This is a genomic window from Nonomuraea sp. NPDC050022 (genome assembly GCF_044460705.1).
Classification (GTDB): domain Bacteria; phylum Actinomycetota; class Actinomycetes; order Streptosporangiales; family Streptosporangiaceae; genus Nonomuraea.
Map to the genome: position 1 here is coordinate 262,965 of NZ_JBITKE010000004.1, position 13,581 is coordinate 276,545.

At 68.3% G+C, this 13,581-nt stretch carries 10 protein-coding genes and 1 tRNA gene; 2 read left to right on the plus strand and 9 right to left on the minus strand.

The features are described from left to right. Nucleotides 1-49: 49 nt before the first annotated feature. Nucleotides 50-1,309, minus strand: a complete 1,260-nt coding sequence (locus ACIBO2_RS17735; RefSeq protein ID WP_358533731.1) for a metallophosphoesterase — start codon at nt 1,307-1,309, stop codon at nt 50-52. Nucleotides 1,310-1,322: 13 nt separating this feature from the next. Further along, complete coding sequence (topA, locus tag ACIBO2_RS17740) at nt 1,323-4,010, minus strand: type I DNA topoisomerase (RefSeq protein WP_397297906.1); 2,688 nt, start codon at nt 4,008-4,010, stop codon at nt 1,323-1,325. 209 nt (nt 4,011-4,219) lie between these two features. Between topA and ACIBO2_RS17745 the strand changes: the two genes are divergently transcribed. Beyond that, complete coding sequence (locus ACIBO2_RS17745; RefSeq protein WP_205302617.1) at nt 4,220-4,387, plus strand: DUF5703 family protein; 168 nt, start codon at nt 4,220-4,222, stop codon at nt 4,385-4,387. 98 nt (nt 4,388-4,485) lie between these two features. On the opposite strand, the gene ACIBO2_RS17750 is transcribed toward ACIBO2_RS17745, so the two are convergent. From ACIBO2_RS17750 to ACIBO2_RS17760, 3 genes are all read right to left on the minus strand, one after another. Then, nucleotides 4,486-6,462 (minus strand): chaplin family protein, encoded by a 1,977-nt coding sequence (locus ACIBO2_RS17750; protein WP_397297908.1) that lies wholly within the window; start codon nt 6,460-6,462, stop codon nt 4,486-4,488. 194 nt (nt 6,463-6,656) lie between these two features. Further along, entirely contained in the window at nt 6,657-7,334 is a 678-nt protein-coding gene (locus tag ACIBO2_RS17755) for a hypothetical protein (protein ID WP_397298577.1), read from the minus strand. 123 nt (nt 7,335-7,457) lie between these two features. Continuing rightward, nucleotides 7,458-8,729, minus strand: coding sequence for a M20/M25/M40 family metallo-hydrolase (locus ACIBO2_RS17760; protein WP_358533740.1), 1,272 nt, complete (start codon nt 8,727-8,729; stop codon nt 7,458-7,460). Nucleotides 8,730-8,859: 130 nt separating this feature from the next. On the opposite strand from ACIBO2_RS17760, the gene ACIBO2_RS17765 reads away from it, so the two are divergent. Next, nucleotides 8,860-8,945: transfer RNA gene (locus ACIBO2_RS17765), tRNA-Leu, on the plus strand. Nucleotides 8,946-9,024: 79 nt separating this feature from the next. On the opposite strand, the gene ACIBO2_RS17770 is transcribed toward ACIBO2_RS17765, so the two are convergent. From ACIBO2_RS17770 to ACIBO2_RS17785, 4 genes are all read right to left on the minus strand, one after another. Continuing rightward, nucleotides 9,025-9,252, minus strand: coding sequence for a hypothetical protein (locus ACIBO2_RS17770; RefSeq protein ID WP_397297910.1), 228 nt, complete (start codon nt 9,250-9,252; stop codon nt 9,025-9,027). A 373-nt stretch (nt 9,253-9,625) separates the two neighbouring features. Further along, the gene (locus tag ACIBO2_RS17775; RefSeq protein ID WP_397297912.1) at nt 9,626-11,137 is read right to left on the minus strand and encodes an FAD-dependent monooxygenase; all 1,512 of its coding nucleotides are present in this window, start codon (nt 11,135-11,137) and stop codon (nt 9,626-9,628) included. Between the two features lie 171 nt (nt 11,138-11,308). Beyond that, a complete protein-coding gene (sigJ, locus tag ACIBO2_RS17780; RefSeq protein WP_358533750.1) occupies nt 11,309-12,202 on the minus strand; it encodes an RNA polymerase sigma factor SigJ in 894 nt (297 codons plus the stop codon). Next, the gene (locus ACIBO2_RS17785; RefSeq protein WP_397297914.1) at nt 12,199-13,398 is read right to left on the minus strand and encodes an NAD(P)/FAD-dependent oxidoreductase; all 1,200 of its coding nucleotides are present in this window, start codon (nt 13,396-13,398) and stop codon (nt 12,199-12,201) included. Before ACIBO2_RS17785 ends, sigJ begins: the two co-directional genes overlap by 4 nt. Nucleotides 13,399-13,581 lie beyond the last annotated feature (183 nt).

The following is a 13,581-nucleotide window of genomic DNA, read 5'->3' on the forward strand; positions in this document are numbered from 1 at the left end:
TTCGGGCGGCGCGCCCACAGAGTCGCCCGCAAACTCGCGCCTCGCGAAGTCAGGAGCGCAGCTCAAGCAGCGTGATCTCGGGCGGCGCGCCCACCCGGACCGGCGGCCCCCAGAACCCGGCGCCGCGCGTGACGTACACCCGCACCCCGTCAACCGTCGCCAGCCCCGACACGACCGGCTGCTGCAGCGGCACCACGAGGTTGAACGGCGCCAGTTGCCCGCCATGCGTGTGCCCCGACAACTGCAGGTCCACGCCATAACGAGCGGCCTGCGAGACCTGAACCGGCTGATGGGCCAGCAGGACCGTGGAGCGGCTCGTATCGCGACCGCCGAGCGCCCTGTCGAAGTCGGGCCCGTCGTTCGCGGTGGCGCCGTTGAGGTCGTTCACCCCGGCCAGGTCCAGCACGCCGCCCTGGTGCCGGATCTCCACCCGTTCGTTCCGCAACGAGCGAACGCCGAGCCGGTCCAGCTCCTCGATCCACTCACCAGGGCCGTTTCTCGTGTAGTACTCGTGATTACCTGTCACGAAATAGGCGCCATAGCGGGATTCGAGGCTCCGCAGCGGCCTGGCCAGCGGGCCCAGCTCGGCCACCGAGCCGTCGACCAGGTCGCCGACGATCGCCACCACGTCGGCCCGCAGACCATTGATCATCCGCACGATGCGTTCGGTGTGCGCCTTGCCCGTGAGCGGCCCCAGGTGGATGTCGCTGACCACGGCGAACCGCAGGCCGCTCAGCCTGGCGTCGAGCCCGGGCAGCGTGACCTTGACCGGTTCGATCACCGGATCACCCAGCGCGGCGCTGATGCCGTACCCGACCGTGCCGAGCGCACCCACGCCCGCGACGGCGGCGGTGCTCCGTCCGAGGAAGAGCCGCCTGCTCATCGCGTCGCCGCCCGGCGACGGCTCCACCCCCGAAACCTGCCCAAAACCCGAAATATCCGAAACATCGGGAGAACCAGAGGCAGGCACCGTCACCGGTCGCACCACCTCAACCGGCGACGGCGGCGACCCGGCCACCCGCCCCCGGACCAGCGCTAACCACGCCACCAACCGCGGAATCTCCAGCAGGACCAGAGCGATCACCAGATAGAACATGATCGCGATCCAGAGATAGCCCGGCCACGCCAGCCACTGGAACATCTCCAGCCGCATCCCCGCGAACGTCACGACGACCAGCGCGAGGAGCCCCACCAGCCCCCAGGTCAGGCCGGTGCGCACCCGCCCGCGCCTAGTGGTCGAGCGCACCATCCGATGCCACAGATAGAGATGCGCCACGAACACCAGGCCCACGAAGATCAAGACCACCACGCGGCAATGCTACTTACGACTTGGCCGCCGGCTTCTTCGCGGGTGCCTTCTTGGCCGGCGCCTTCCGGGTCGTCGTCTTCTTCGGCGCCGGGGCCCGCTCACGCCGCTCGGCCAGCAGTTCCGCCGCCCGCTCGATCGTGATCTCCTCGACCGTGTCGCCCTTGCGCAGCGACGCGTTCGTCTCGCCATCGGTCACGTAGGGACCGAATCGCCCCTCCTTGACCACGACGGGCTTCTTGGAGTTGGGGTCTTCACCCAGCTCGCGCAGCGGCGGCGCGGCCGCCGCCCGGCCCCTGCCCCGCGGCTTGGGCTGGGAGAACAGCTCCTTGGCCTGCTCGATCGTGACCGTGAACAGCTCTTCCTCCGCGGCCAGCGACCGCGTTTCGGCGGCCTTCTTCAGGTAGGGGCCGAACTTCCCGTTGTACGCGACGACCTCCTCGCCCTCCAGCTCGCCGACGACCCGGGGGATCGACAGCAGCTTGAGCGCGTCCTCGAGCGTCACGGTGTCGAGCGACATCGACTTGAACAGCGAGCTCGTCCGCGGCTTCGCCGCGTCGGCCTTCTTGGTGCGCCGCTTCGGGGTCTCCTCCTCCTGCGTGGGCAGGATCTCGGTGACGTACGGCCCGAATCGCCCGTCCTTGGCGACGATCATGTGCCCGGTCACCGGATCGGTCCCCATCTCGCGGTCGCCAGTGGGCCGCGAGAAGAGCTCCTCCGCCTTCTCGGCGGTCAGTTCGTCGGGTGTCATGTCCTCGGGCACGTTCACCCGAGCGCCGCCTCTGTCAAGGTATGGGCCGTATCGCCCGACCCTGATGACGATGTCGGTGCCCTTGATCGGGAAGGAGCTGATCTCCTTGGCGTCGATGTCGCCGAGGTCGGTGACCATCTCCTTCAGGCCCTCGTCGCCGTCCTCGCCGTAGTAGAAGCGCTGCAGCTCCGGCACCCGCTCCGCCCGGTCGTTGGCGATGTCGTCGAGCACCTTCTCCATCTCGGCGGTGAATTCATAGTCGACCAGGTTGCCGAAATGCTGCTCCAGCAGGTTGACCACGGCGAATGCCAGGAAGGACGGCACCAGCGCGGTGCCCTTCTTGAACACGTAGCCACGGTCGAGGATCGTGCCGATGATCGAGGCGTACGTCGAAGGACGCCCGATCTCCCGATCTTCCATCTCCTTGACCAGCGAAGCCTCGGTGTAGCGGGCGGGCGGCTTGGTCGAGTGGCCGGCCACGTCAAGCCGCGACACGCTCAGCGCGTCGCCCTCGGCCAGGTTCGGCAGCCGCTTCTCGGAGTCGTCGCGATCGGTCGACGGATCGTCGGCACCCTCGACGTACGCCTTGAGGAAGCCGTAGAACGTGATCGTCCGGCCCGAGGCGCTGAACTCGACGTCCTCGCCGGTGGCCGACGCGCCGCGCACCTTGACCGTGACGGACTCGCCGACCGCGTCCTTCATCTGGGACGAGACGGTCCGCTGCCAGATCAGCTCGTACAGGCGGAACTGGTCACCGTTCAGCCCGGTCTCACCGGGAGTGCGGAACTCCTCCCCGGAAGGCCGGATCGCCTCGTGCGCCTCCTGCGCGCTCTTGACCTTGCTGGTGTAAACACGCGGCTTGTCGGGAACGTACGCAGAGCCGTACAGCTTGATCGCCTGGGAGCGCGCGGCCGCCACCGCCGTCTCCGACAGCGTGATGCTGTCGGTACGCATGTAGGTGATAAAGCCGTTTTCGTAGAGCCGCTGCGCCACCTGCATCGTGTACTTGGCGGAGAAGCCCAGTTTGCGGCTCGCCTCCTGCTGCAAAGTGGTCGTCCGGAAGGGAGCGTACGGCTTACGGGTGTACGGCTTGCGCTCGACGGACTTGACCGCGAACGACGAACCCTGGAGCCGGCCAGCCAGCTCACCGGCGGCGGCCTCCGACAGGTGGAGCACGTCGTTCGTCTTCAGCAGGCCGGTGGTGGCGAAGTCGCGCCCCTGGGCGACCCGCTTGCCGTCGACCGAGGTCAGCGTCGCGGTGAAGTCACGCGGACGCTCCTCGGCCTTGCCCGTGTCGAACAGCGCCTGCAGGTCCCAGTAATGGGCGGACGTGAACGCCATGCGCTCCCGCTCGCGCTCCACCACCAGCCTGGTCGCCACCGACTGCACCCGGCCCGCCGACAGCCGCGGCTTGACCTTCTTCCACAGGACCGGGCTGACCTCATAGCCATAGAGCCGGTCGAGGATGCGCCTGGTCTCCTGGGCGTCGACGAGGCGCAGGTTCAGGTCGCGCGGATTGGCCACCGCGTCCCGGATGGCCTGCGGGGTGATCTCGTGGAAGACCATGCGGTGCACCGGCACCTTGGGCTTGAGCACCTCGCGCAGGTGCCATGCGATGGCTTCGCCCTCGCGGTCCTCGTCAGTGGCCAGGTAGAGTTCGTCGGCATCCTTCAGCAGCTGCTTCAGCTTGCTGACCTGCGACCTCTTGTCGGCGTTGACGACATACAGCGGCTCGAACTCATGCTCGACATTGACCCCGAGGCGCGCCCAAGCCTCCCCCTTGTACTTCTCGGGGATGTCATCGGCCCGCTCCGGCAGATCGCGGATGTGGCCAATGCTGGACTCGACCATGTAGCCGGCACCGAGGTAGTCCTTGATCGTCTTCGCCTTGGCGGGCGACTCGACGATCACCAGACGGCGGGTTCCACCGGTGCTGCCGTTGTTGGCTGGCACGCTGCTTCCTACCTCACTGTTCGCTTGCAATTCCCCCTGCCGGGAGCCGGCACTGATCTGAAAGGTAACCCGACTCGCGGAATTTTCCTTCCCCCGGGACTACCCACTAGCTTCCGGACGCACCCACAAGCACGCAGAATAAGCCCCATCGAGCGGCATCGCGCCCTGACTCACCCTGGAGACTAATCGTTGTGCTCGACTACTCCTACATGGATATCTTCATTCCGCGCGATCTGTCCCGCGAAGCAGCACGTCAGCTGCTCACCGAACACGCGGAGTACGGTCAGTGGGAGCTCTCGCGTGTGCGCCTGCACCCTGACGGAAGCCGTCATGTACGGTTGCGCCGCAAGGTCATGCGCGTCCGCAGCACCCTGTGATCAGACATGGCTTTGCCCGCCCCGGGCCGCGCCCCCGGAACGGGCAAAGCGTCTTTCGCTACTCGCTCACCGGCTGTGAGCGGTAGACGTTCTTGTCATTACTTCCGGCCGAGCCGGAAGCGGCGGGTGGCCGCGAACAGCGTGGCCGAGGCGGCGAACATCGCGCCCAGGACCAGCGCGAACAGCGAGCCGGTGGTCATCCCCGTGACGCCCGCGGGCTGAGCCGCGCTCATCAGCCCCAGGTCGCCGGTGGGCAGGCTGCTGGTCGCGAGCTTCACCGCACCACCGACAGGCGTGCCGGCGATCAGCGCGGTGGCCGGGGCCAGCGGCGACTGCGTGTCCTCGGCGCGGGCGGCGTGGGTGACCGGAGCCTTGCCGTTCTTGACGTGCTTGGCCGGCGTGACGTGCCTGACCGGGGTGGCGGGCTGGCCAGGCAGACCGGGCAGCTCGGGCAGACCGAACAGCTCGTGCAGGTCACCGACCAGGGGCATGTCGCCGACGACCGGCAGCTCGGGCGAGCCGCCGCCACGCATCGGAGTGATGTTGCCCACGCCCCGCAGGCTGCCCAGGACCGGGACCGGGGGAAGCGCGGGAAGCACGCCACCGGCCTTGGAGTCGGCGGCCTGGTGGGAGCTGTAGTGTCCGTAGGGGTGGTAGCCCTCGTGTCCCGGCTTGCCGACACTCGAGCCACCGAGGCACCCGGCCGCGGCGTCGCCGAGCACCGCCACGGCGTTGCCGCAGACGTTGACCGGCGCGGTGATCGGCGCGATCACCTGGTTGCCGCCGAGCACGGAGCCCTTGCCGGACGTGGTGTTGCCACCCGCGCCCGAACCGCCGTTCTTGACCACCGAGGCGCCGCCCTTGCAGCGAGCCCCGGACAGCCCGAGCACGGCCACGGCGTTGCCGCAGACGTTGACCGGCGCGGTGATCGGGGCGACCACCTGGTTGCCACCGAGCACGGAGCCCTTGCCCGAGGTGTGGTTGCCCCCGGCGCCGCCCCTGCCACCGTTCTTGACCGAGGCGCCGCCCTTGCAGCCCGCGAACGCCTTGCCGATCACGGCCACAGCGTTGCCGCAGACGTTGACCGGCGCGGTGATCGGCGCGATCACCTGGTTGCCGCCGAGCACGGAACCCTTGCCGGACGTGGTGTTGCCGCCAGGGCCACCCTTGCCGGTGTTCTTGACCGAGGCGCCGCCCTTGCAGCCGGCGTGCGCGTTGCCGACGGCGTTGCCGCAGGCCACGATGGGCAGGCTGATCGGTGCGATGACCTGGTTGCCGCTGCCGACCCCGAAGCGCCCGTCGGTGTCGTTGCCCGTCGAGCCGTGACCGCCCCGGTAGTGGGTGTGCCCGCCGTTCTTGACCGTGGCGCCGCCCTTGCAGCCCGCGAACGCCCTGCCGAGCACGGCCACCGAGTTGCCGCAGATGTTGATCGGGGCGCTGACCGGCGCGATCACCTGGTTGCCGCCGAGCACGGAGCCCTGGCCAGAGGTGTGGTTGCCACCGGCCCCGCCCTTGCCGGCGTTCTTGACCGTGGCGCCGCCCTTGCAGCCCGCGTCGGACTTGCCGATCAGGGACACGGCGTTGCCGCAGGCGTTGATCGGGACGTTGATCGGCGCGTTGACCTGGTTGCCACCAAGGACGCTTCCCTTGCCAGAGGTCTTGTTGGAGCTGCCGGCCCTGCCGGTGTTCTTGACCGAGGCGCCGCCCTTGCAGCCCGCGTCGGACTTGCCGATCAGGGACACGGCGTTGCCGCAGGCGTTGATCGGGACGTTGATCGGCGCGTTGAGCTGGTTGCCACCAAGGACGCTCCCGTCGCCGGAGGTCCTGTCGGAGGTGCCGCCCTTGCCGGTGTTGACGACCGTGGCGCCGCCCTGGGAGCTCGCCTCGGACTTGCCCAGCACAGCGGCGGAGTTGCCGCTGATGTCGATCGGCAGCGAGACAGGCAGGTTGACCTGGTTGCCACCGCCGACGGAAGAGTCGCCGGAGGTGTCGGCCAGCGCGGTGCCGCTGCCGAAGGACATGACGGCTACAGCTAGAAGAGCCGCGGGGGCCGAAGCCTTCGCCCACGTACGCATGATGAATGCTCCTACTTGGTTCATAGGGGGATACCTGACGGTTCGCGGGCAGCCGAGGGCATGCGAGGTCGCAGTGCGCCGCGCACAGCGGAGACCTCGGGGAATCGCGAACCAAGATGACTGACATGTCACCCGCTGGCGGAGGGGATCTAGCCGCGCTCCGCCGCCGTACTCATCGGAATCTGTGGCGGGGGTCAGTCAGGTGAGAAAGAAGGGTCATCCGCCGCTGTGCGGACGACCGGAGGAAGCACGGACGCCAAGGGGGCGCGCCGAGCCTCGATACGCGGGTCGAAGTAGGACCGCGCGACATCTCCCATGCTTGGCCCGAACGGGCCACTGCCACCGCCGCTGGGCACCAGACCATTGGTGTCCAGGATATCGGTCGCAGGAGAAGCAGGCGGCAGGCCGGGATCGGACTGGCTGTTGAGCCCGTCGACCGTCCGCCCCGCCATCGCCTCGGCATTGTCCGACGCCGAGACCTTTCCGATCGCCTCGGCGTTGTCCCACGCCGAGACCTTTCCGATCATCTCGGCGTTGTCCGACGCCGAGACCCTCCCGTCAGCCGTGGGGAAACCGTCCGTGATGGACCCGGTGACGGTGCGAGAGGTGCCGACCGCTGTGGCCGTCCCTGTCGCCGCGGTGGAATCCGCGGCCGCCGGAGCGGCGAAGAGCAGTCCGAAGAGAACGGCGAGCAGCCATCCCGCGGCCAGCAGGACGCCGGCCGCGACTACTCGTGCGATGACCTGGCGGGCGCCGGCCGCGAACCGCGCCATCCGGGCGGCCCGATCGGCGATCGCATCCTCCGCGAAGATGATCACGGGCACGCGCCGGGAAGCGAGGGCGGGCATTGCCCGCCACCACCGCACCGGCATGCGTGCCACGTGAACCCTCCTTCAGAAGCACCAGGACCGACCTCACAATGTGAGGCCGGTCCGTGGACTCACCCCTCAACGATCCGTAACCGTAGCATCACTCAAGGTTGCCGCAAGGGGTTTTCAGCAGTGATCCAGGAAGCGGTCAAGCACTCGCACCCCAAACCTGAGCGAATCCACCGGCACCCGCTCGTCAACCCCATGGAACATCCCAGAGAAGTCCAGGTCCGCAGGCAACTTGAGTGGCGCGAACCCGTAGCCCCGGATTCCGAGCCTGCTGAACGACTTGAGGTCCGTCCCTCCGGACATCGTGTACGGCACGGCGCGCCCGGCCGGGTCCTCGGCCAGCAGCGCCTCCACCATGGCCGTCACCAGCGGCCCCTCGAAGCCGAACTCCAGCGCCACCTGGTGCTGCACGAACTCCCTCGTGACGTTGGGCCCGAGCAGCTCGTCGACCGTGGCGAAGAACTCCTCCTCGAACCCCGGCAGGAACCGCCCGTCGATGGTCGCCGAGGCCGTCTGCGGCACCACGTTCGCCTTGTAACCGGCCTCCAGCATGGTCGGATTGACCGTGTTGCGCAGCCCCGCGCCCAGCATCCTGGCCACCGGCCCCAGCTTGGCGATCGCGGCCTCGGGATCGCCGCCGCCTATTTCCTCCAGGAACCTGCTCATGGTCGGCGTCAGTCGTACCGGCCACTCATACCGCCCCACACGCGCCACGGCGTCGGCGAGCTCGGTCACGGCGTTGTCCAGGTTGAGCATCGACCCGTGCCCGGCCCGGCCGTTCGCGGTCAACCGCATCCACGCCATGCCCTTCTCCGCGGCCTCGATCAGGTAGAGCCGTTGATCCGCCCCGATCGACACGCTGAACCCGCCGACCTCCCCGATCGCCTCCGTGACCCCCTCGAACAGCTCCGGGTGCTCCTCGACCAGGAACTTCGCCCCGTACTCCCCACCCGCCTCCTCATCGGCGGTGAACATGAGCACCACGTCACGCTCAGGCCGGCGCCCCTCCCTGAGCCGTTGCCGCACGACCGCCAGGATCATCGCGTCCATGTCCTTCATGTCCACGGCCCCGCGCCCCCAGACGCATCCGTCGGCCACTTCCGCCGAGAGCGGATGATGCCGCCAGTCGCCCGCGTCGAACGGCACGACATCGAGATGCCCGTGCAACAGCAGCGCGTCACGGCCCGGATCGGTGCCCTCGATACGCGCGACGACGTTCGCCCGCCGATCGTCGCTCTCCAGGATCGTCACTTCGAGCCCTACCTCGGCCAGCTTCTCCCCGACATACTCGGCCGCCGCCCTCTCCCCGGGCCCCGCGTTGTCGCCGGCGTTGGTCGAATCGATACGGATCAGATCACGGCACAGCTCGACGACCTCGTCCTCGGCCATGAAGGCTCCTTACGATCGGGTACGTATTGCCGTCTCATCCTCCCTCCGGAATCCTGGTATGACGCACCCCTCAGAGTTTGCTAACCTTACGGAGCCGACGCGGGATGACGGTCCCACGTGCAGGCACCAAGTCCGGGTGGCGGAATAGGCAGACGCGCTAGCTTGAGGTGCTAGTGCCCTTTGCGGGGCATGGGGGTTCAAGTCCCCCCTCGGACACAATTGGTACATGATCGCCCGAGCTGAGCTCTGGCGATCACTGTTTTCTGGCCCGGGTCGGACGTAGGCCGAGCGGCTCCTACACATCAGCCTTGTCCTGCGGATCCGCGCTGTGGAGCAGTTTTCGAAGGTCGCCGAGCTTCGTAACCATCGCAGCGATCTCCTCCTCGGTGAGTCTTTTAGGAACTTTGGTGATCGCCTGGTCCAGGCGCATCTGCTCGGCCTTTCGCTTGGCCTCTGTCTCGGTGATCCAGCCGGCGACCACCACCGGGTCGGTCCCGGCATCAAGAACCGCGCGATAACCCACCAGCTTGCGCTCACACTCGGTGACGGCTTGGCGGGCGGCTTCAACGGCGGCCAGCCGATGGTCACTCGCGAGTTGCGAGTCGGTCAGGGCCTGGATCGTACTGGGCCAAGAGCCAGAAGAAGATCAAACCACCGCTGGATGGCTACACCCTTCGCCTGCTCGCCAAGCAGGATGGTCGCTGTCCACTCTGCGGCGAGCAGCTCCTCACCTCCGATCAGCCGCCACAATCCCCGATGCTTCTTCGGCGTCATCACTGTGGATGTCGAGCCGGAGTTGGCCAAGCTGGACGGTGGCGGCTGGCGGCCACCGCGCCCGGGCGTCACCGACGCGGCGCTGTTGTGATCGGGAGGTGGCTTGTCCGCGCAGAGTCGTGCTAGTCCGGGTTTCGCATGGGCGGCAGGGCGGGCCGGTGGCGTACCTGCGCACCGTGAAGACCAGCTGGGCCGAGCCACGTTGTGAGGGCGGCCCGGAGAGCGTCCAGGTCTGGCTGCTCGCCGGCGCGGGTGACCCAGGCGATGTGTCCGTCGGGACGAATGAGTACGGCGTCCGCACCGAGGTCGGAGCCCTCAGCAGGGCGGGCGCGGGCGAGATCGACTCGGTCCGCCCAGCCGGTCACGACGGCGGCGACCGGCGGGAGACCACCGAGATCCAGCAGAATCGCGCGAGCGCGGTGCAGCAGTTCGTAGACGCGACCGTGTTCGAGGTCGAGATCCGGCATCCGCATGCCGAGGAGGTCGTCCGTCCCCTCCATCGGATACCTGATGTCGGTCGCCGTGATCATGCCGGCCAGACGCAGCCGTACCTCGTCGATGCCGATGAGGTCGCCCAGCACCTCGCGCAGAGCGGAGGTGTGATCGTCCACCCGCCAGAGTGCGGTCTGGGCGCGGGTGTTCTGCAGGACGCGGGCGGCGATCGGGTGGCGTTCGGCCTGGTAGGTGTCGAGCAACAGGTCTGGGGCCTGGCCGCGGACGACGGCGGCGAGCTTCCAGCCGAGGTTGACCGCGTCCTGCACGCCGGTGTTCAAGCCCTGACCGCCCGCCGGGAAGTGGATGTGCGCGGCGTCGCCGGCCAGGAGAACCCGGCCCACGCGATAACGGTCGGCCTGGCGTGCCGCGTCGCCGTGCCGGGAGAGCCATCGCGGTGAGTGCATCCCGTAATCCGTCCCGGCGATCTTGAGCAATGACTTGCGGAGGGTCTCCAGGGTCATCGGTTCGTCCCGGCCGACGACGTGATCGAACTCGTTGGTCAGCACCCGGTACCAGTCCGGACCGTACGACAGCACCGAGAATCTGCCGTGCTCGCGCCGCTCCTGGAAGATGTCGGCCGCGGGCGGCTCGGCGAGCTCGACGTCGCCGAGCATCGCGGTCATCGTGGCCTGGGTGCCGGGGAACTCGATGCCGGCGAGCCCGCGCACGGTGCTGCGGCCCCCATCGCAGCCGACGAGGTAGTCCGCCCGGACACGCGACCCGTCCGCGAGTTCCACCGTGACGCCAGTTTCGTCCTGGGTGAACCCCGTCACCTCGGCGTCGCGGCGCAGCCGTACCCCCAACCGCGCCGCGCGCTCATCCAGCAGTTGTTCCACCTCGGCCTGCAAGATGAGCAGAGCGTACGGATATCGCGTCGCCATATCGGATAGGTCGAGACCGAGCCCGGAGAAGTGCACGTCCTGTCGCGGCCGTCCGCGCTCGAGGAACCCGGCGAGCAGACCCCGCTGATCGAGCATCTCCAGCGTGCGGATGTGCAGGCCTCCGGCCCGCGATTCCACCGTTCGAGGCTCCGGGAGCCGCTCGAGGACGAGCACATCGATCCCGGCAAGCCCCAGTTCGCACGCGAGCATCAGACCGGTCGGCCCTGCCCCAGCGATCACTACCTGTGTATCGGTCATGGTCAGCTCCTTGGTCATCCTTGAATCGAATTGGTCAACACACGCGAAGGGGGGAGGCGCGTTCGTCGATCGCCACAGGACATGTCACCTGCCGCGCCGCATCTGCAGCGGCAACTCCGCTTGCGCCAGACTCGCGCGATCGCGACCTACTGCGCTGTGGCCTGCCGACTCCTACCGGCTGATCTGACGCGGAACCGTCAGCGCGAGGAGTTTGTCCGGGTTGCGGATGACGTAGAAGTTGGTGATCTTCCCGTCGCCGATCTCGAACAGGCAGACGCCTACCAGGTGATCGCCGTCGTAGGCGGCCATCGCGGGCGCGTTGTTGCAGTTGACCATCTCGATCCGCGCGTTCGGCAACCGCCCCACGCGGAACAGTTCCATGACGAGCACGGCCACCTTCTCCGCGCCCACCACCGGCTGGCGCGCCGCGGTGACCTTGCCGCCGCTGTCGGCGGTCCACGTGGCGTCCGGCGCGAGCAGCGAGAGCAGCCCCACCATGTCACCGGTCGCCGCCGCGGACATGAACTGCTCGGTGATCCGCGTGGTCGTCCCAGCGTCGACGGGGTCGAAACGTTTACGCCGCGCCTGTACGTGCCCGCGGGCGCGGTGCGCCATCTGGCGCACCGTCACCACGGACTTGCCCACCGCTGCGGCGATCTCGTCGTGGTCGAATCCGAACACCTCGCGCAGCACGAACACCGCGCGCTCATCGGGGGTGAGCGTTTCGAGCAGCACAAGCATCGCCATCGACACCGACTCGGCGAGCACCACATCGGCCGACGCGTCATTCTCCTCCAGCAGCAGCGGCTCGGGCAGCCAGGAGCCGATGTACTCCTCGCGACGGCGCGTGCTCGCGCGCAAGGCGTTGAGCGCCTGACGGGTCACCAGCCGCGCCAGATACGACTTGGTGTCCCGCACCGCCGCGAGATCCACCTTGGCCCAGCGCAGATAGCTGTCCTGCAGCACGTCGTCGGATTCGGTCGCCGAGCCGAGGATCTCGTACACGATGGTGAACAGCAGCGGCCGCAACACGGTGAATCGCTCGGCATGCTCGTCGGCGCTCACGGGGAGGTGACCGCCCGTGCGGCGGAGGCCGGCTGTTCGGGGCGCGGGCCACCTTTGGGCCAGCCCATGGAACCGGGCTTGCCTGCCTCCAGACGGATCCTCTTGGACACCACGAACTTGCAGGTCACTTCCTTGATTATGGCGCCCATGCGGCCGGGGATGTAGATGTTCACCGCGGTGTCGTCCTTACCGGAGATCTGCCTGATGCCGGCGTGCCGGCCGAGGCTGACGCATGCGCCGGTGAAGGCCAGGTTGATCGCCGCCGGTTCGGTCCCCGCGATGCGGCTCAGCACGGTGTCGGCGGCCTGCGCCCCGAGCGGCCCGGCGGCGTAGCCGCTCATCCGCAGCGGCTGGCCCGACGGTGCGGCGGCGTCGCCGGCCGCGACGATGCGGTCGTCGTCGATGCTGGTCAGCGTCTCGTCGGTGAGCAGCCGGCCGAGCGCGTCGGTGCGCAGCCCGCTGGTCGCCGCCAGCTCCGGCAGGCCGAAACCGGCCGTCCAGATGGTCAGTGCGCTCGGACGCACCACGCTGTCGGCAGAACCGTCAGCGAGGACGACCGCGTCCGCCCGGACCTCGGTCACCGCGCCGCCTTCGAGCACGGAGACACCATGGCGGGTCAGCCATTTGGTGACGTATCGGCGCCCCCCTGCGCTCAGGTAGGGCGCCAGGGTTCGGCCACACACCAGCGTGACCTTGCGCCCTTGTTCGGCCAGTTCGGCGGCCGTCTCGACGCCGGTCAGTCCGCCACCGACCACGGTGACCGGAGCCTCGAGGGGCAACTCCTCCAGCCTGGCGCGCAGCCGCTGCGCGGACTCCAATTCCGCGATGGGCCAAGCGAATTCGGCCGCGCCTGGCACCGAGGGGACCGCGCCGGTGCTGCCGACGGCGTAGATGACATAGTCGTAGTCGAGCGCGCGGCCCGACGCCAGTCGCACGGTGCGGGCAGCGGTGTCGATGCGCGTGACGCTGTCGACGACGAGGCGGATGCCCTCGCCGAGCAACGTGCCGTAATCGATCGTGGCGTCGCCGGTGCCGGCCACAAACTGGTGCAGCCGGATGCGTTCGACGAACTCCGCGCGCGGATTGACCAGAGTGATGTCGACGTCGTCGCGCTTCCGCAGCCGGTTGGCCGCCAGCGTCCCGGCGTAACCGCCGCCGATGACCACGACCTTGTGGGATGTGTTGTGTTCGGTCATGGCCTCAAGACACCGGGGATCGCAGAGACGTGACAGGGCGCGACGTGACGTGCGTCACTCCACTTAAGGGCGCGGAACACGTGCTCGCGGCAGAGCCCTCGGCCCATCATTGATCGTATAACCGGCTCTACGCATCCAACCTGTGATAGGCGGCGCGGCCGGACCGGTGACGTTCGACGGAGC